This is a genomic window from Psychrobacter sp. ANT206 (genome assembly GCF_056880555.1).
In genome coordinates, this window is the sequence record NZ_CP096271.1 from 813,531 (window position 1) to 831,564 (window position 18,034).

General features: G+C 42.2%; 15 protein-coding genes. 8 read left to right on the plus strand and 7 right to left on the minus strand.

Annotated features, from left to right (window positions below):
* Window positions 1-78 precede the first annotated feature (78 nt).
* On the minus strand, window positions 79-1,803 hold the full coding sequence (locus tag M0221_RS03525; RefSeq protein WP_483284370.1) for a sensor histidine kinase: 1,725 nt from the start codon (window positions 1,801-1,803) through the stop codon (window positions 79-81).
* A gap of 42 nt (window positions 1,804-1,845) precedes the next feature.
* A complete protein-coding gene (locus tag M0221_RS03530) occupies window positions 1,846-2,481 on the minus strand; it encodes a response regulator (RefSeq protein ID WP_011513027.1) in 636 nt (211 codons plus the stop codon).
* Window positions 2,482-2,887: 406 nt separating this feature from the next.
* On the opposite strand from M0221_RS03530, the gene M0221_RS03535 reads away from it, so the two are divergent.
* Both M0221_RS03535 and M0221_RS03540 read left to right on the plus strand, forming a co-directional pair.
* Window positions 2,888-3,982 carry a serine hydrolase gene (locus tag M0221_RS03535; RefSeq protein ID WP_020442944.1) on the plus strand — a complete coding sequence of 365 codons (1,095 nt, stop codon included), beginning with the start codon at window positions 2,888-2,890 and terminating at the stop codon, window positions 3,980-3,982.
* A 112-nt stretch (window positions 3,983-4,094) separates the two neighbouring features.
* Window positions 4,095-4,775 carry a thiamine phosphate synthase gene (locus M0221_RS03540; RefSeq protein ID WP_483284371.1) on the plus strand — a complete coding sequence of 227 codons (681 nt, stop codon included), beginning with the start codon at window positions 4,095-4,097 and terminating at the stop codon, window positions 4,773-4,775.
* A 27-nt stretch (window positions 4,776-4,802) separates the two neighbouring features.
* Here M0221_RS03540 and M0221_RS03545 read toward each other — a convergent pair whose 3' ends face one another.
* Window positions 4,803-5,132 (minus strand): TraR/DksA family transcriptional regulator, encoded by a 330-nt coding sequence (locus tag M0221_RS03545; protein WP_149492969.1) that lies wholly within the window; start codon window positions 5,130-5,132, stop codon window positions 4,803-4,805.
* Window positions 5,133-5,454: 322 nt separating this feature from the next.
* On the opposite strand from M0221_RS03545, the gene M0221_RS03550 reads away from it, so the two are divergent.
* The 5 genes from M0221_RS03550 (at window position 5,455) to ruvB (ending at window position 10,689) form a co-directional block, all read left to right on the plus strand.
* A complete protein-coding gene (locus M0221_RS03550) occupies window positions 5,455-6,657 on the plus strand; it encodes a phosphoglycerate kinase (protein WP_483284372.1) in 1,203 nt (400 codons plus the stop codon).
* Between the two features lie 260 nt (window positions 6,658-6,917).
* Complete coding sequence (locus M0221_RS03555) at window positions 6,918-7,304, plus strand: hypothetical protein (RefSeq protein ID WP_020442948.1); 387 nt, start codon at window positions 6,918-6,920, stop codon at window positions 7,302-7,304.
* 471 nt (window positions 7,305-7,775) lie between these two features.
* A complete protein-coding gene (gene fba / locus M0221_RS03560) occupies window positions 7,776-8,810 on the plus strand; it encodes a class II fructose-bisphosphate aldolase (protein WP_020442949.1) in 1,035 nt (344 codons plus the stop codon).
* A gap of 87 nt (window positions 8,811-8,897) precedes the next feature.
* Window positions 8,898-9,521, plus strand: coding sequence for a Holliday junction branch migration protein RuvA (ruvA, locus tag M0221_RS03565; protein ID WP_483284373.1), 624 nt, complete (start codon window positions 8,898-8,900; stop codon window positions 9,519-9,521).
* Between the two features lie 187 nt (window positions 9,522-9,708).
* On the plus strand, window positions 9,709-10,689 hold the full coding sequence (ruvB, locus tag M0221_RS03570) for a Holliday junction branch migration DNA helicase RuvB (RefSeq protein WP_041772439.1): 981 nt from the start codon (window positions 9,709-9,711) through the stop codon (window positions 10,687-10,689).
* Between the two features lie 183 nt (window positions 10,690-10,872).
* Here the strand turns inward: ruvB and M0221_RS03575 are convergent, their stop codons facing one another.
* The 4 genes from M0221_RS03575 to M0221_RS03590 all read right to left on the minus strand — a co-directional run bounded on the left by M0221_RS03575 (window position 10,873) and on the right by M0221_RS03590 (window position 15,283).
* Window positions 10,873-12,534, minus strand: coding sequence for an ABC1 kinase family protein (locus tag M0221_RS03575; protein ID WP_483284374.1), 1,662 nt, complete (start codon window positions 12,532-12,534; stop codon window positions 10,873-10,875).
* 57 nt (window positions 12,535-12,591) lie between these two features.
* On the minus strand, window positions 12,592-13,287 hold the full coding sequence (locus M0221_RS03580) for a ubiquinone biosynthesis accessory factor UbiJ (RefSeq protein ID WP_201532082.1): 696 nt from the start codon (window positions 13,285-13,287) through the stop codon (window positions 12,592-12,594).
* A gap of 118 nt (window positions 13,288-13,405) precedes the next feature.
* Window positions 13,406-14,494: a bifunctional demethylmenaquinone methyltransferase/2-methoxy-6-polyprenyl-1,4-benzoquinol methylase UbiE gene (ubiE, locus tag M0221_RS03585; protein ID WP_483284375.1), complete on the minus strand. Its 1,089-nt coding sequence runs from the start codon at window positions 14,492-14,494 to the stop codon at window positions 13,406-13,408.
* A gap of 78 nt (window positions 14,495-14,572) precedes the next feature.
* Window positions 14,573-15,283 (minus strand): FFLEELY motif protein, encoded by a 711-nt coding sequence (locus tag M0221_RS03590; RefSeq protein WP_483284376.1) that lies wholly within the window; start codon window positions 15,281-15,283, stop codon window positions 14,573-14,575.
* Window positions 15,284-15,625: 342 nt separating this feature from the next.
* On the opposite strand from M0221_RS03590, the gene M0221_RS03595 reads away from it, so the two are divergent.
* Window positions 15,626-17,296 (plus strand): ATPase, encoded by a 1,671-nt coding sequence (locus M0221_RS03595; protein ID WP_483284377.1) that lies wholly within the window; start codon window positions 15,626-15,628, stop codon window positions 17,294-17,296.
* Window positions 17,297-18,034: the final 738 nt, after the last annotated feature.

Genomic DNA, 18,034 nt, shown 5'->3' on the forward strand with positions numbered 1-18,034 from the left:
GTATTTTTTAATGAACAATATAAAGCCTTTTGTTTTATATTTTCTTTCAATGTTTTTTGAGAAGTAATTTTTTCTTCTTTAGATAAAAGTTGGACTAACGATGTCATTATGAACAGCAGGAAAAATCAGCCGGAAGCAAGTTTTTTGATGCTCAGGCACATACAGTAAGCGTGCCTGATTGGCTTCACAAAAGGCTTGTGATAAATATAGCCCAAGCCCTGTGCCTGATTGTTCGGTGGTAAAAAACGGATTAAATAAAGAGATTAAATCATCTGCATTAACACCAGTACCGCCATCCAAAACATCGATTATAACATCGTTATCGGCACAATAAATTTCGATTTCCACAAAGGCATGAGGGTGGGCGTAACTGCTATAGCGTAAACCATTATTGATTAAATTGATGAGTACCTGCTCTAACTGATGAATATCAAAAGAGATGGTAGGCTGGGTAAGAACATGTAAAAAGACATCATGTCCTTTAAAATAATTGTCTAAAAATACAGGCATCCAATCAGCAAGGATAATGGTTTGTTGATTGGCCGTTTGCTGGCGCGACAGTTTTAATACGTCTTCGATAATGCGATTAACGCGTTTTGTTTGCGAAAATATCATTTTATAAAGCTCATGATTGCCAGTCATCTGGCTATTTATATGATTATTAGCGAAAGGACTTAGGTCATTGTCCATCTCGCTTTCTATAACATCTTCTATTAGCAACTGGCTAGCTTGCGAAATAGCTGCCAAAGGGTTTCTGATTTCATGAGCGATACTGGCGGTCAACTGTCCAAGTGAGGCGAGCTTTAATTGTTGCGCACTGGCTTGTTCACGGCGTAAATCCTCTAATATAATGAGTTTACTTTCGTCTTTTAACGGAATAATATCGACACGTAGCTTGCCAATGATAGAAGAGTTGGCAACAGCAGGCAGCTCATAAATAAAAGTACGCGTTAGTCCTGCGGCTACCGATAAGCAAGCATTAAACAATTGCAGATGTTGTTGACCAAGTTGCTGCTCAAAAGCGGCTACTGGTTTTGACTTATTGTCATGACGGCTTGGGATGCTAAGTAGCTGATAAGCCGCAAGGTTGGCTAAGACCACTTGTTTGTTATCAATGACGATGACACCATTGACCATTTGAGAGATGACTTCTTGATTGATACTATTTAAACGCTCGACTTCTTTGGCATGGCGAACCGCTACTTTTTCAAGCTGTACCAAGCGCTGCGATATCGACCAGCTTAGACCTCCTACTGCCAAAAAGCTGGCTGACATGAGTAGGGCATTGCCTAAATTTGCCAAACTCATACTATTGGCAATGGCATAAAAAAACTGCTGATAAATCACAAAAATAATAGCAAGCAAAGTAATAATCAATGCTTGTGAGCCATGTAATAACATAAAGCTTGCTGCTACCACCACCATATATAGCATGGTCAGCTGCAAATCAGGTGCGCCAGAGGTATAGAGCAATAAGCTTAGGATAATGACATCTAGCGCCAACCCAAAAGCCAGCTGTCGGCGCATATGCTTACCAACGGTATAAAATAATCCTAGCAAGATTAAACTTAGCAAAACGTAAAAACTGAGCACGGTTTGCTGCAAGAAACTTGGCAATGATAGGCTGCCATCCGTGCGAACCGTAATATATACCATCAACATAAAAAACAAGCTGACGATAAAGCGATAACTGCTATAAATCATCCCCAGTTTGCGTAACTGCGGCACAGGCAAAATATCATCTTGCTCTAGATAGTCAGTAATAGCAGCAATAAGCTTGGAGGCAGATTTGGCAGGATTCATGGATTAACAACTAATGTTCTTAATGAGAGAGAGACTTGATAATTAGGGCTGAATAAGACCATGACGAATCGCTAAATGCGTCAATTTCACATCACTATCGACATTTACTTTTTCATAAATGCGATAGCGATAGGTGTTGATGGTCTTCACACTGACAAATAACTGGTCTGCAATTTGTTGAGGGCTTTGACAGTTGACCACCATCATTGCTACTTGCTTCTCACGATCACTGAGCAAATCAAAAGGGGAATTGGCATTATCAGATAATAGTACGTCAGCTAATTGTTCAGCGACGTCTTGGCTAAAATAGCGTCCACCTTGATAGATTTTTTTGACCGCTCGTATCATCTCATCAAGCGGTGTGCCTTTAGTAATATAGCCATTGACGCCCGCTTTAATCAACATTGAGGGGTAAGGTTGAGCTGACATACTACTAACCGCCAAAATTTTGATACCCATATCCAGCTGAATCAAGCGTTTGGTTGCTTCCAAACCGCCGATATTGGGCATATTGACATCCAGTAGTATCACATCAGGACGCAGCTGTTTTGCCATCTTTATCGCCATATCACCGCTATCTGCCTCACCAACGACTTCGATATCTGCACTATCTGCCAGCATACGGCTAATACCCATCCGCACCAAATCATGATCATCTACTACTAATACTCGAATCATTGTTATACTCTTTTCTATCTATCAGAATAAAGGGTGCACTGCTAAATTTAAGTCATCTTAATCAATCTATTTGACCAATAACACTCATTTACGCATAAAAAAGCCAATATTAATTGCTTTATTTGGACAGTAGAGACGCAATAAGGTGTCTACTAGCGTTAATGTAATGCTATATTGCGCTAATGTTAACTAATATTGCTGTAACATCAAGTAAGTGTAGCAAAATTTGAATGTGGCACTGAAATGCCATCTAATTGATTTAGTACATTAAACTTAAATGCAAACCATGATACACTAAAAATACAAAAACTCTATGTGAGTATCTACAAACACACCTATAAACGCTACGTACGTAGTTGGCGTCAGTCAGTATGTCACTGATGACAGCACGTAAGCAGGAGGCAGAATGAAGCAACTACCATTAACCAAACAGCAATTAATCGCTGCTATGATTTCATTGAGTTTGGGCAGTGTCGCACAAGCCGCACTTACAATTAATGGTAGCGCCAGCTCTGAGTCTAGTGCTCGCCTGAGCTGGGGCGGTGCCGATAGCTTGTCTGAAGCGCGCAGTATCATGTCTAGGTCTGGCAGCAGCTCTACGATTAAAAAAATAGATAACGGTTCTGGTACAACCAGTATTACCAATACGACCAGTTTTGGTAGTAGTAATAACAACAGTTATAATAATGCCAATAGCTACAACACCACTTATCGCGGTAGTTTTGGCAACAGTAATATGATTCCGATCAGCACCGATTCGCGCAGTGTCGCGGTTATTGATGCAGAAACCGGTGAGTCAATTTATCAAAAAGATGCAGATATCGCGCGTCCAATGGCCAGTATTACCAAGGTAATGACGGCTATCGTGGTACTTGATGCCGGCTTAGATATGCGTGAAGAGCTAACACTTGATCCAGAAGATTTCGTTGGTCCAAAGCGTGCCAGCTCTAACCTAAAGTCAGGCGATCGTCTCAATCGTGCTGAGATGCTATTAATGGCATTAATGAAATCAGAAAATCCTGCAGCAAAAAGTCTTGCCCGTAATTATCCGGGTGGCTATAGCGCCTTTATACGCGCTATGAACCGTAAAGCACAAGAGCTTGGTATGAGTACCGCTTTCTTTGGTGACCCAACTGGTCTGGATAAGCGCAACGTTGCTTCCTCAAATGACTTAGTTAAAATGGTTCGTGCGGCTGGTAACTATGATGTGATTCGTCGTTTCTCAACCACTAAGAGCTATGATTTTTTTGTCTCTAACTTCTCAAGTGGTAACCGCACTTACAAAGCCAATAATACCAGCAGCTTAGTTCGTGATGGCAGCTATCCTATCGGTATCTCAAAGACAGGTTTTATCAATGAAGCAGGTCGTTGTGTTGTCATGGAGACGCGCGTCAATAATCGTCCCGCTATTATCGTAATTTTGGGTGCCAATAGCTCAGCAACGCGCTGGGGTGATGCCAAAAATATCTTAAATAGCTTGGCAACACGCCGCACGGTATAAGATTACAGCGTTAAACGCGCAGTATCAAAAGACATTTATAATAAAAAGGCTGTTATGTGATATAACAGCCTTTTTATTATGTCAAAAACGTGTTGATATTAAGGAGCATTACATGATTCAGGCATCGGTCTCTACGGTTTCTCATACTATACCTAAGCTATATTTGCTGACTAATGATGATGAGTTTAGCCTTTTATATCAAAAGTTAGAAGCCGCCTTAGCAACAGGATTGATTGCTCTTTTACAAATACGTCGTAAGAAGATATTGGCATTGCCTGACGGTGAGTCTGTTCTTTATAAAGAGGCGCTACAAATCGTTAATTTGGCTAAAACCTACAATGTGCCAGTTTTGATAAATGACAATATTGCTTTGGCCGAAAAACTTGGTATCGGCGTGCATTTGGGACAGCAAGATGGTGATCTTAGTGAGGCAACACAATCTTTAGCCCCGAATCAAATCATTGGTCGCACTTGTCATGGCGATGTAACGCTAATCAAAGCTGCGAAAGATGAAGGTGCAAACTATGCCGCCATGGGTGCAATCTTTGCTTCAACGACCAAGCCCAATGCTGCCACTATCTTACGCCAGCAACTGATAGAAGGTTGTCAGCAAGATATAAAAATATGCGTGATAGGCGGTTTAACGGCAGAAAACATCTCAGAGCTGGCAGGGTTACCTATTGCTTATATAGCAATCGTTGGCGATATCATGGATTTACCTGTCCATCAAATCGCGATGCGTTGTCAGCAGTGGCAGCAAGTACTTAATAAGTGGAATGTGCCTGCTGAATGAATACTATTTTAAAATATAAGTACGAATTTATTCAGCGTGCTGCATACATAAAGTTGCATAAGGCAATGCTTGCAGGCGCTGTGCTTCGATAGGCTCAGCGCATACCTCACATTCCCCATAACTGCCACTTTCGATACGGCTTAAAGCGTGGTCTACAAAACCTAAGCTTTGCTGTGCCTCAACCATTAAGTTCTTGCGCATGTCATTCTGACGATAAGCAATCGCTTGATCTTCCCAGTGTTCATTGAGATCATCTTGCGGATTTTGGATATGGTCCTCAATATCAGCAATCCGAGTTTGGTACTCTTCTTTTAGTTGTAATAGGTTTTGTTTGGCAGCTTCAAAGTCGATACTCATTGATTTCTCCTAATGATTTATTGTTATGGCACAAGTACGCTATTGATCATAGATAGCTAAACGACTCAGTACCACCACAAAATGTTAATGAAGGTGTTATTAGTTTGAGAAGATAAATTTGCTTATCGCTAAATTTATCTTAGGTGACATATAAGTACAGACTATAAAACTGTTAGAATACACCGCCTTAAATGCTTGCTAAGACAGTTTTCTAAAACTGCCAGCAATAGGATTTGATGAAATAAATTTGCTAAAAAGTATCCAATAAACCGTTGGCGAACCGTCATACAGATTGATAACAGATGATATATAGGAGCAGGTAATGAATTTTTTGCGTATGAGCGAGCTGAGTTTGACCGATAAAGTAGTGTTGATTCGTGAAGACCTTAATGTCCCTATTAAAGCGGGTAAAGTGGCTAGTGATGCACGCCTGCAAGCAAGTTTGCCGACGATTAAGATGGCGCTAGAAAAGGGTGCAGCAGTGATAGTCTGCTCGCATTTAGGACGCCCGACAGAAGGCAATCCTGAAGCCATTTATTCGTTAGCACCCGTTGCTGACTATTTAAGCGATAAACTATCCGCGCCTGTTACGCTTAATAGTGACTACCTCACTCAAGGCGTCGCTATCGAAGCAGGTGAAGTCGTACTGCTAGAGAACGTACGTTTTAATGAAGGCGAAAAGAAGAATGATGCAGCGCTTGCACAAAAATATGCTGATTTGTGCGATGTATTTGTGATGGACGCTTTTGGCACAGCACATCGCGCCCAAGCATCAACAGAAGGCGTGACCCAAGCGATGCATAAAGCTGGTAAGACCGCCTGTGCTGGACCTTTATTGGCAGCAGAGCTTGATGCTTTAAGCCTAGCACTTGAAACGCCAGCACAACCTATGCTTGCTATCGTTGGTGGCTCAAAAGTTTCTACTAAATTAGAGGTTTTACATAGTTTGGCTGAGCTTTGTTCACAGATTATCGTTGGTGGCGGGATTGCCAATACCTTCTTAGCCGCGCAAGGTCATAGTGTTGGTGCGTCACTTTATGAAGTAGATCTGCTCGATACAGCGCGTGAAATCATGGGTAAAACTGAGATTTTATTACCTGAATATGTCGTCGTTGCTGATAAAAATGAGATTGATTTTGCAGATTTCACAGGCTCGCTTCAAAAGGCAGTTGCTAGCATCAAGTCTGTTGATACGATTGGCGATAATGACATGATATTAGATATCGCACCAGAGAGTGCCATGAAATTGGCAGAGGCGATCAACGATGCTAAAACCATTTTATGGAATGGTCCAGTCGGCGTTTTTGAAGTGGATGCGTTTGGTCAGGGTACTCAGATAGTGGCAGAAGCGGTCAAAAACAGCCAAGGTTTCTCGATTGCAGGTGGCGGTGATACACTCGCTGCGATTGATAAATATCAAGTGGCTGATGGCGTCAGCTACATGTCAACGGGTGGCGGTGCGTTCTTGGAGTTTGTAGAAGGTAAAATCTTGCCAGCGGTTGCTGCTTTACAAATTAATGCATAACCTCTTAACGATACTTCAGCAGATGAGTAACATTAGCCGTACAACTTAGCCGCAGTATCTAAGGTACGCTGTACGGATAATATTTTGGCTACTATTCATATCTTATTGTTTTCAAGGCAATAAGTTTGAATCGTCATCGATTATTATTAAGTGGTAATTATTTGTTTCTATACTGAAAATTATTATTGCATGTCTAATTTGCACTCTATAAAATAGCGCAAACCATGTATTTGACATGCTTTATTTATGAGGGATTTGTTATGTTAAAACGTCATTTATTACTTGCTAGTGTTCTTGCTGGTACTTTTGCAATCACTGCATGTAGCCAAGAAACACAAGATAAAACCGATGCTGCTGCTGAATCAGCTGGCGAAGATGCTGCTGCTAACACAGAAGAAGCTGCTGCGAATACAGAAGCCGCTGCTGCTGAAGCTGAAGTAGCTGCCCAAGAAGCTGGCGCTGAAGCTGCAGAAAATGCTGAAGTTGCTGGTGCTGCTGCCACTAATGCCCTAGAAGAAACTGGCGATGCTATTGCTGAAGGCACAAGCAAAGTCGTTGAAGGTACTGCATCAGCCGTTGCTGACGGTGCTAACGCAGTTGCTGACGGCGCAAATGATGTCGCTGTTGATGCAGAACAACAGTACTAAGTCGTATAAAGGCTAAGTCATTTAAAATTAAGCAACATAAAGTTCAGTTTATTTATTAAAATAAGATGGATAGACTGTTAGCTGATAAGTTGTTTTATAAGCCTATAAAATATATAAAAGCTTTGGTAATTGCCAAGGCTTTTTTTATGGATAAAAATAATCAATTTGATTCATAAAAAGCAGGTCATGAATTTTTTATAGACGAAATCGACCATCTAACTGTGCAAACAAGGTATAAAAACCAAACAGACAAACAAATAGTCAGTTAAGCGCTACGAAGCGCTAGTAATTTTTGCTATAATCACGGCGTAATAATGACGAGCAAAAAACAGGGTTTTTTGTTGGCTTATAATGGAATACCCATTGCAAAGCTAGGTCGCAGTGCAAACGTGGCAACGTCTTATTGTTAAAAATGATGTTTTAATATCATCTTCAAAATACTATTTTTAGAATATAACCAGAGAGCGTTTTATGGCCTTAATATCGTTACGTCAACTTTTGGATCATGCTGCTGAACACGGCTATGGTGTTCCTGCTTACAATGTTAATAATTTAGAGCAGATGCGTGCCATTATGATGGCGGCTGACGCCTGTGACTCTCCTGTGATTGTACAAGCCAGTGCCGGTGCCCGTAGTTATGCAGGCTCTGCGTTTTTGCGTCATCTGATTATTGCTGCTATCGAAGAGTGGCCACATATTCCAGTAGTGATGCATCAAGACCACGGTATGTCACCTGCTATTTGCCAACGCTCAATTCAGCTTGGCTTCTCATCAGTGATGATGGACGGCTCGCTTGGTACAGACGGTAAAACGCCGATGGATTATGATTATAACGCCAGCGTGACTCGCGAAGTGGTCAAAATGGCTCATGCATGCGGTGTTTCAGTCGAAGGAGAGATTGGTTGCTTAGGTAGTCTTGAAACTGGCATGGCAGGCGAAGAAGATGGCTCTGGCGCAGAAGGCGTATTGGATCATGAGCAGCTATTGACCAGTGCTGATGAAGCAGAGCAGTTCGTTAAAGACACCAATGTCGATGCGTTAGCGATTGCTATCGGTACCAGTCATGGTGCTTATAAGTTTACGCGTCCACCGACTGGCGATATCTTATCGATTGAGCGCGTAAAAGAAATCCATGCCCGTATTCCTAACACTCACCTAGTCATGCATGGTTCATCATCAGTGCCACAAGAATGGTTAAAAGTCATCAATGAAAACGGCGGTAACATCGGTGAGACTTATGGCGTACCCGTTGAGCAAATCGTTGAAGCGATTAAGCATGGTGTGCGTAAAGTAAATATCGATACCGATTTACGTTTGGCATCAACTGGCGCTATCCGTAAATTCCTTGCAGAAAACCCTAGCGAATTTGATCCACGTAAATACTTTAAAGCGTCTATGGTTGCGATGTCAGATATCTGTACCAATCGTTTTGAAGCCTTTGGTTCAGCTGGTCAAGCGCATAAGATTCGTCCAATCAGTCTTGAAGGTATGGTTAATTTTTACTAGTAAGCTGACATGGTAAAAAAGACTGATTGATAGTTAGGTGATGTTTTAGCTCATTTTTATAATAGTCTATATAAGAGATCGTGGATTATGATTGGATTGATTAATGGACAGGTGCAATACTTAATGGCACCGACTGCCTGTATCATGACCACCTCTGGTGTTGGCTATGATATTGAGCTGCCATTGCCGTCATTTTGCCAATTGCGTCTTAATGAGCAGGCAAGCATTTGGACGCATTTCCATGTGCGCGAAGATGCGCAGCTGCTCTATGGTTTTATTGACCGTAAAGAGCGTGATGTCTTTCGCCAGCTGATTAAAATCAACGGTGTTGGGGCAAAAATGGCATTAGCAATGCTATCTGCAATGTCAGCTGCTGAGCTAAAAATGCATGTCGAGCAAGATTCAGAGACGGCATTGACACGTATCCCAGGTATCGGCAAAAAGACAGCGCAGCGTTTATTAATTGAATTAAAAGATAAGCTGAAAAATATCGAAGTCGACAGCAGTCATTTAGAATTTGCTATGCAGCCGGTACCAATATCTGCTGAAGGAAGTATCATTGCTGAAGTTGAAGGCGCGTTGATTAGCTTGGGCTACAAAGAAAAAGAAGCTCAGCAAGCTATTAAGGCGGCAAAAAGTAATGGCGAGACATTTGCAGATACACAGAGTTTGTTAAAAGCTACTTTGCAGCAATTTCAAAGTTTTAAATAAGAGTATCTTTCAACACAACATTAATTAAAAAAGCAGCGATTGAAAATAAGCGACATTAGATGTCGCTTATTTTCGTTTTAGCACCTGCTTTATCATGTTTCGCATGACTTATGAGCAGCGTTTGGTTATGCTATTTATTACCTAATCTTTTAAAAATAATGCTTTAAGCATAATGGCAAAAACTATGATGCAAGATCGTTTGATTAATCCGCTAGAAGGGGCGTCAGATGCCCCTGATGCCAATATTCGACCAGCATTATTGGCGGAATATATCGGTCAGCCCGTCGTACGCGAGCAGATGGAAGTCTTTATTCAAGCGGCACGGGCGCGTGATGAAGCGTTGGATCATACGCTCATCTTTGGACCACCAGGCTTAGGAAAAACGACCCTTGCCAATATTATTGCTCGTGAAATGGGTGGCAATCTACGTTCTACGTCAGGGCCTGTCCTTGAGCGCGCTGGCGATTTGGCAGCGATGCTGACCAATTTGGAAGCTGGTGATGTCCTATTTATTGATGAGATTCACCGCTTAAGTCCGGTAATTGAAGAAATTCTCTATCCAGCGATGGAGGATTTTCAACTGGATATCATGATTGGTGAAGGACCAGCAGCACGCTCTATTAAGCTTGATTTGCCGCCATTCACTCTGGTCGCAGCAACCACCCGAGCCGGATTATTAACGTCACCACTGAGAGATCGCTTTGGTATCGTGCAGCGACTAGAGTTTTATAATATTGCTGATTTAACCACCATTGTCAGTCGCGCCGCGCGGTTGATGCGCGTGCCAATGAGTGAGGATGGTGCCGTTGAAATTGCGCGCCGTGCACGTGGTACGCCAAGGATTGCCAACCGTCTATTACGACGTGTACGTGATTATGCTCAGGTCAGAGGCGATGGCAGTATCAATGGGGCGATTGCTGGTAGTGCGCTCGATATGCTCGCAGTCGATAGACGTGGTCTAGATCATTTGGATAGACGTTATATTGAGATATTGCACGAGCGTTTTGATGGTGGACCTGCGGGCGTTGAAGCGGTGGCAGCAGCGATGGCTGAAGACCGCGGTACGTTAGAGGATGTGATTGAGCCATACCTTATCCAACAAGGCTATGTACTTCGGACTGCACGTGGCCGAGTATTAACGCAGATGGCGATCGATCAGATGCTATAAAGTTAGCCTAAAAAAATGTGCCTACACTTAATTAGAATATTAAATGTAGGCACATTTTTTTGTTTTATTTTTTATAGTATCTATTAAATAGTGGATGAAGGCTCAAGCCAAACGCTTATGCCTATCTGTTTTTAATAAGTACTTATTATTGTCAGAAGTCTTTTAGTCAAAGCTATTAACGGTTTAGGCTAAGATACGCCACACGACTGCTAAGATCGCTAAGAGGTAAAAGATAGGTGAGAGCCAACCAATAACTTGTGTTGCAATGGCTATGAAAATAGCAAAGCCCGCCAGCGCCAACCAATCTCGGCGACGGTCGTTTAGCATATCGGCACGGATTTGTTGAATCTCACGCAGTTGACTGTCTTGACGTGATCCTTGTGAAGCAAGGCTCTGTAATCCTTGATCTAGTAGTCTTGGGATATCAGTGGTCGATAATAAAATCTCAGGCAACTGCTGACGTAGCTGTTGTAAATTACGCATCGGATCAAGCTGCTCTTTAATCCAGCTGCTTAAGATTGGCTTGGCAAGCGACCAGATATCAAGATTAGGATACAAGTCGCGACCAAGTCCTTCGACATGCACTAAAGTTTTGAGCAGTAGCATCAACTGCGGTGGAATACTCATATGATGGCGGCGGGCGATATCTAATATTTGCATTAATACACCGGCAAAGTCGATATCGTTAATGGATTTTTGTAACATCGGACCGACAGTGCGTTTCATATCACGCATCAATGCATGCTTATCAGCACTTGGCGGTATCCAGCCAGCTCGGCTGACGATATCAACCATCGCTGTAAAGTTGTTATTCATCACGGACAATAACATTCGCGCGACGATAAGCTGATCGTCCTTTGATAAGGTGCCCATGATGGCGCAATCAAGCCCGATATAACGCGGCTCATGTCCTAAGTCCACGGCGGCCATATTTGCAGTCAAAGTATTGACTGGCGGCGTCTCGACAAAAACATTGCCGGGGTGCATATCGGCATGGAAGAAGTTATCACGGAATACTTGGGTAAAAAATATCGTTAAGCCTTTTTCTGCCAGTGCTGCACGGTCATAGCCTAATTGATCAAATACCTCAATTTGTGAGATTGGAACGCCTTGTATACGCTCCATGACCATGACGTTTTTATTGGCATCATAGACTTCTGGCACATACATCAATGCCGAGCCCAAGAAGTTGTTGCGCATTTGCGTTGTATTGTCTGCCTCTAATGTCAAATCTAACTCGTTGAGCATGACTTGACGGTAGTCTTCAACAATATCGATGATGTGTATTGCACGAGCTGCTTCGATACGCGCCGATGCCCAATTGGCGAGTTCTCGTAGCAATTCAAAATCTGCAATAATGGTCGTGCGAATATCAGGACGAACCACTTTGACCACCACTTCACGCCCATCATGCAGCGCAGCGGTATGTACTTGGGCAATAGAAGCAGCTGCTAAAGGCTTGACGTCAAAACGTGCAAATAAAGAGCCAATAGATTGACCAAGACCGTGTCTAGGGTCTTGAATTTGCGCAATCGCGATATCAGAATCGAAAGATTTAACTTTATCTTGCAGCTGAACAAGTTGCGCAATAATCTCAGGTGGCACGAGGTCACGGCGGGTCGAGAGTAATTGTCCAAGCTTTAAAAATAGAGTCCCCATATCTTCAAGCGCGTATTTAATCGCATTAGGCTGATGCTTTTTACCCCACGCAGCTGGATGCATACGGATTAAACGTACCAAAGGTTGTAGCTGCGGCGCCTCTTCGACAGAAAAATGGGTGTCAATACGATAGGTGGCGGCAATGCGCCATAGCTCAAGTAAACGGGCGCGATGGGATAATAGCATGAGATATAAATACTCTAGATAAAGTCAAAAATAAGGTAGGCGTTGTAAAAAAGGCAACTATCTACTATGAGTTAAACGTGCTTGCTCATCTTTGATAGCGGCTAGTTTGGCTTCTTCACGTTCAACATCGGCGCGCAGTTTCAGTAGTTGCTGCTTAAGCGCATTTACTTCAGTTACATCTATTGGGTCAGGTGCACTATTACCTGCAACATCGTTTGCCCAATCGCTAACATCGTTAAAAGCACGCTTGGCACTATGACGCCAGCTGCCTTTAAGCTGCGATATCAGGAGGTGCAACTGGCTCGCCATCGATTTACCAATAAAAGGTTCAAGTTGTCCCGCGACATCAGGATCAAAGCCTGCAACCAATTGATTGAGTTGCATAAGTACTTTGTAATCGCCCTCAATAGGCAAGTTGCCTTCTGTACCGCGCATGAGATTCAGTAGCTGGGCAGGATTATCAACGGTAATAATACAATCTGGGCGGCTATGACCAAGACGCGCACGATCCATGCTGGCTTTTTGACGCTCATTCATAGCGCCACTTTGCTCAAACACACTTTCAGTCGTCACTGGCTCAAAACGCAAGCGCTCTTGGGTGAATAGCACATCTAAATTCACCTCAGGCGTCCCCATATTGAGACGTAGCACTTTACCAGCAAGTGGCGCTAAACCCGCTTTGGTAATCTCATCACTGGCAATAGCCATATTAATCAGCTTTTCAGCACCGGCCAAAAGTAGAACAGTCAGCATAAGGCTCTCGCATAGTCAGTTGAGCGCCTTAAAAGAGCGCATTATTTATAAATATAAGTTGCCATCATTTTACATAATGGCACTTTTATCGCTATGTATTGTAATTTAAAACTTAATCTTATGCTTTAAAGCCGCGATGTACCGCGACGATACCAGCTGTCAGATTATGATAATCACAATTTTCAAAGCCTGCTTGCTCCATCATCTGCTTTAGCGTCTGCTGATCAGGATGCATACGAATCGATTCAGCTAAATATTTATAGCTTTCTGAATCGTTAGCAACCAGCTTACCCATCATCGGTAGCGCTGTGAATGAATATAAATCATAGGCTTTTGACAATGGCTCAAAAATAGGTTTTGAGAACTCTAGTATTAATAAGCGACCACCTGGCTTAAGCACACGGTACATCGATTTTAACGCAGCATCTTTATCTGTGACGTTACGTAGACCAAAGCTGATGGTCAGCAGATCAAAGCTATTATCATCAAATGGCGCTAGGGTTTCAGCGTTCGCCAAAACAAAATCGACATTATTACAGCCAGCATTAATCAAGCGCTCACGACCAACTTCTAGCATTGCCGCATTGATATCAGATAACACGACTTTACCGTTGCGACCGACTTCACGGCTAAAGACTTTGGCTAAATCACCCGTACCGCCAGCGATATCTAATACATGTTGACCAGCACGCACGCCAGATAAGCTGATGGCATAACGCTTCCACAAGCGATGAATACCAAATGACATTAAGTCATTCATGATGTCGTATTTTTTGGCGACAGAGGTAAATACGTCAGCCACACGCGCTTGTTTTTCTGCTTTATTAACGGTCTTATAGCCAAAATGGGTTTCTTCATGACCATCAGTATCAGACGTATGTGGATTATTGATATCGTCACGCTGGTTAAAAAGCGTTTGCTTAGTGGCTTGAGTATTCGTCTGTGCAGCGTCATTTACAGTGCTATTTTGGGCGTGATTTTCAGTATTGGCATTTGGCATAGTGGTTTGTTGCCCTTGTGGCGTTCCTATGGGTAAATCTTCAACATGAGTAAAGTCATTGTTAATAACGTTATTAACACTTGTAGCGGTATTTTGACGTGCTTTTACTTGAGCGGTAATATTTTGGTTATGAGTGATACTGTCTTGAACCAATTTATCTTGTATACGGCCATTAGTAGTCGTTTTATTATTTACATGATCAGTCATCGCGGTGTCCTATGATTTATTTTTATGCTTGTTTTTAGTCAGATAAAATACTAATAGTTATTGAGACAATAGCGCTTATCATACAGCAAACGCAGCGGGCTTACCGTCATTATCCATGGCATGGACTTCATCAATAACTTCAAGCTCGCGCGCGCAAAACGGTTCAATAAAGCTGCTCACACTTTTTAATGGTTTCATGGCTTTAAAGCCTGAATCGATAAAATCATAAAGCGGCTGAAAGTTATAGCGATACGCGGTGCCTTTAGCCATCGCAAACGCTTTTTTGAGCATAAATGAATTCAAGTCTTTATCGGTACGATAGCAGACGTCTTTTAAGTTATTAATCTGTACACGACGCTCATTAGCTTCATCAACCGTACGGTAAGCGAGTAGCATATTTTCTTCATTCACAGCTAACTCTTGTTCGAGTAACCACTGCGCCAAATGCAAGTCGAGCTCAATCGCCAATATTGACGCTTGAATGCCCATACTGCCAGCTTCTAAAGATGACTCTTTGGCAAGACGCTCAAGTTTCTTGGCTTTAGGGAGGATGCGCCCCAATTGCTCTGCCAATACTTTAAATTCATCACCACCATACAGCTGCGTTAAAAAATAATCTGCCATTAGCTGGTTTTTCGGTTGCTCAAACAGCGTGCTATGCGTACGCTTGATACGGGCTTGTTGCCATGATTGTACTTCATTAAGCTTCTCATTCAATGCAGCGTCTTCATGATGTGGCAGCGCCCAAAAGCGGTCAAGGTGCTGTTGTAAGTTGGCTAAAGCAGACATGGCAGGTCATCCTATAAAAATAATAATAGTCATCAAGTTGATAATGAAAGCTGGATAATAAGGGGGCTGGTTAGCGCTAAGTTTTCTACTTATAGGCAGCTATTAAACCATGCTCTTAAGATTTTGTTCACCTTAAAAGAAAATAAGACAGAATACAAATGCCAAACTGTTACATATAAAGATTGCTCAGCGCTTTCAGGTAGTCAATTTATAAGACTTTATAACACAAATTACATAGCCACGTTATTTACTAAACAGGCGCAGTGCTATGATAAAACAACTTAGCTATTTTAGACGATTATTTTAAACCAATTATTTGATAAGACTATAGCGAGCATAAACATGAGCAAAAAAAAGAATAAAACAGACAAGTCAGCAGAAGATGTGAGCGCGCCATTTAACGAGCAAGTCGTTGAGCAGCGTCTTATGCCCAATCCTTTGAGCAAGTTTTCAATGGATGAAGATGCGCTGCGATTGGCATTGGTTACAGCCCAGTTCGCTCTGCGTGCGACGCGCCAGCCAGAATCACCGAGCACTGATAAAGCCATTGGGCTATTAGTATTAGTCAATGGTATGGAGCAGGCAGGTAAGGGAACGGCGGTAACGCAATTGCGCCAGTGGGTCGATCCGCGCCTGCTTAAGGTAGAAGCGACCATTGGTTATTGTCCTTTAGCGCACCAACCGATTTGGCAGACGCATACCAAAGCCATGCCGCGCCACGGTGATGTGATGGTATATTTTGGCAACTGGTATGCAGATTTACTTTATAACGTGATGCGCATGGCAAGTGCAGAGAGCGAAAAGTCAGAAAAGAATAAGAAGAATAGGGATATTGAAGCGTTACCAATTGGTCAATGGCAAGACTATTTACGCCAGCAGCTAACGGAATTGCAAGCTTTTGAGCAAGACCTTGTGGCAAATCAAACGCAGCTACTAAAGTGCTGGTTTCATGTCGATATCGAGACTTTGCAGGCGAGGCTTAATGATGACGAGCCAGATCCAAAATTTCTATACCAAATTGATTGGCATGATATGACGATAGTGGCTAAGTTCAATGAAGTTGCTGCCGAATTATTACGCCAGCAAGGCGATTGGATTATCATCGATGGCGCGGATAAATCGCAAGCAGCCATACATTTTTGTCATGAAGTCTTACATGCGATGCAAAAAGCGTTGGTTAGCAGCCGAGGAGAAAGCAGTGCAGAATCAGATCAAGCACAAGATTCAAAGGATACTCATAATAATCAAGTAGAGTATCAGTCAATAAAGTTTGAGCGAGTAAAAATACCTAAGGTACTTACTGATATCGAAGATTCAGATATTGATAAATCTGACTACAATGACGCATTGGCTAAGAAGCAGGCGCGCTTGGCAGAACTGTTACGTGCGCGTCAAGGTCAGCATGTGGTGTTTGCCTTTGAAGGTATGGATGCAGCAGGAAAGGGTGGCGCTATCAAAAGACTGGTGGCGCCACTAGATCCACGCGAATATCAAATTTATAATATTGGCGCGCCCATGTTATATGAACTACAGCATCCTTATTTGTGGCGTTTTTGGCAAAAGCTTCCGAACGAGCAGACAGACCGCATCAGCCGTATTGGTATTTTTGATCGTACTTGGTATGGGCGTGTCTTGGTAGAGCGTATCGAAGGCTTTGCGACGGATGATGAGTGGCAGCGCGCTTATGATGAAATCAATCGCTTTGAAGCTGCCTTGGCAGCGTCAGGCACTTTGGTCATCAAGTACTGGCTGGCAATCGATAAAAAAGAGCAGCTTAAGCGTTTTGAGGAACGTGAAGAAACTGCATACAAACAATTTAAATTGACCGACGACGATTGGCGTAACCGTGATAAATGGTCAGATTATGTACAATCGGCGGCTGATATGCTGGCACGTACGGATACTAAGAACGCCCCTTGGTGTGTGATCGCTAATAATGACAAGCGCCAAGCACGTTTAGATGTGTTAGACCACGCTATCGAGCAGCTATCCGCGTTGCTTGCTGCCAGCTAAGTCATAAAGTGCTACATAGATACGTTTTCTTAAAGCCTTGGAATGCGTAGCAAATGCTAAGCGGAAATTATTTATCTTATAGAAAAAATTTTAATCCTATTCTTAAGCAGCTACCTATTTATTTATAACTATTAACTTTCCACTGTTATCACTTGAATTGACTATGGCAATTCAAGTGTATGTTAGCTAAAAATAACCCGATAACGTCTGATCTAAAGTATATATTTCTTAAATCTTATATTCACAGTTACAAATCTTGTAATATCATCATGCATTATGCGTCTATATTTAATATAATAGGCGCGTAATGAGCGTTGCTATCTATTAAAATAGCTTGGTCTTCTGTTTATTTGTCTTTAATATCAATGTATTATTCACGATAAATAGCTTGTATAGAAGAACGCTATTATCATAAAAACCTAAGCCGCAAGATGCTTTAATCAGACGATTTGGCAATACCACTTGCGGCTTTATGACATTTTACTTAGGCGTTTTATCTTAGTTTCTGATTGTCGTTAAGCTCAATTGCTTATTTGCAAATGGCTATAACCGCTAAGATAAGATAATAAGGAAGGTGTCAAAGCGTTGAGGCAGCTGTCTCAACACAGTATTCTAAAATTGTATTTCAAATAACCACGTTGCGCGCATGTTATTGTATTTTTGGGTGGTAATAATCACATCATTAATAGCCGCGTAATGTCATCATTTGTCAATAATTTCAATCAGCTTACGCAGGAC

Bases quoted from the DNA above. Each gene is read 5' to 3' on its own strand.
- M0221_RS03525 (WP_483284370.1), bottom strand. From the start codon at position 1,803: ATGAATCCTGCCAAATCTGCCTCCAAGCTTATTGCTGCTATTACTGAC.
- M0221_RS03530 (WP_011513027.1), bottom strand. From the start codon at position 2,481: ATGATTCGAGTATTAGTAGTAGATGATCATGATTTGGTGCGGATGGGT.
- M0221_RS03535 (WP_020442944.1), top strand. From the start codon at position 2,888: ATGAAGCAACTACCATTAACCAAACAGCAATTAATCGCTGCTATGATT.
- M0221_RS03540 (WP_483284371.1), top strand. From the start codon at position 4,095: ATGATTCAGGCATCGGTCTCTACGGTTTCTCATACTATACCTAAGCTA.
- M0221_RS03545 (WP_149492969.1), bottom strand. From the start codon at position 5,132: ATGAGTATCGACTTTGAAGCTGCCAAACAAAACCTATTACAACTAAAA.
- M0221_RS03550 (WP_483284372.1), top strand. From the start codon at position 5,455: ATGAATTTTTTGCGTATGAGCGAGCTGAGTTTGACCGATAAAGTAGTG.
- M0221_RS03555 (WP_020442948.1), top strand. From the start codon at position 6,918: ATGTTAAAACGTCATTTATTACTTGCTAGTGTTCTTGCTGGTACTTTT.
- fba (WP_020442949.1), top strand. From the start codon at position 7,776: ATGGCCTTAATATCGTTACGTCAACTTTTGGATCATGCTGCTGAACAC.
- ruvA (WP_483284373.1), top strand. From the start codon at position 8,898: ATGATTGGATTGATTAATGGACAGGTGCAATACTTAATGGCACCGACT.
- ruvB (WP_041772439.1), top strand. From the start codon at position 9,709: ATGCAAGATCGTTTGATTAATCCGCTAGAAGGGGCGTCAGATGCCCCT.
- M0221_RS03575 (WP_483284374.1), bottom strand. From the start codon at position 12,534: ATGCTATTATCCCATCGCGCCCGTTTACTTGAGCTATGGCGCATTGCC.
- M0221_RS03580 (WP_201532082.1), bottom strand. From the start codon at position 13,287: ATGCTGACTGTTCTACTTTTGGCCGGTGCTGAAAAGCTGATTAATATG.
- ubiE (WP_483284375.1), bottom strand. From the start codon at position 14,494: ATGACTGATCATGTAAATAATAAAACGACTACTAATGGCCGTATACAA.
- M0221_RS03590 (WP_483284376.1), bottom strand. From the start codon at position 15,283: ATGTCTGCTTTAGCCAACTTACAACAGCACCTTGACCGCTTTTGGGCG.
- M0221_RS03595 (WP_483284377.1), top strand. From the start codon at position 15,626: ATGAGCAAAAAAAAGAATAAAACAGACAAGTCAGCAGAAGATGTGAGC.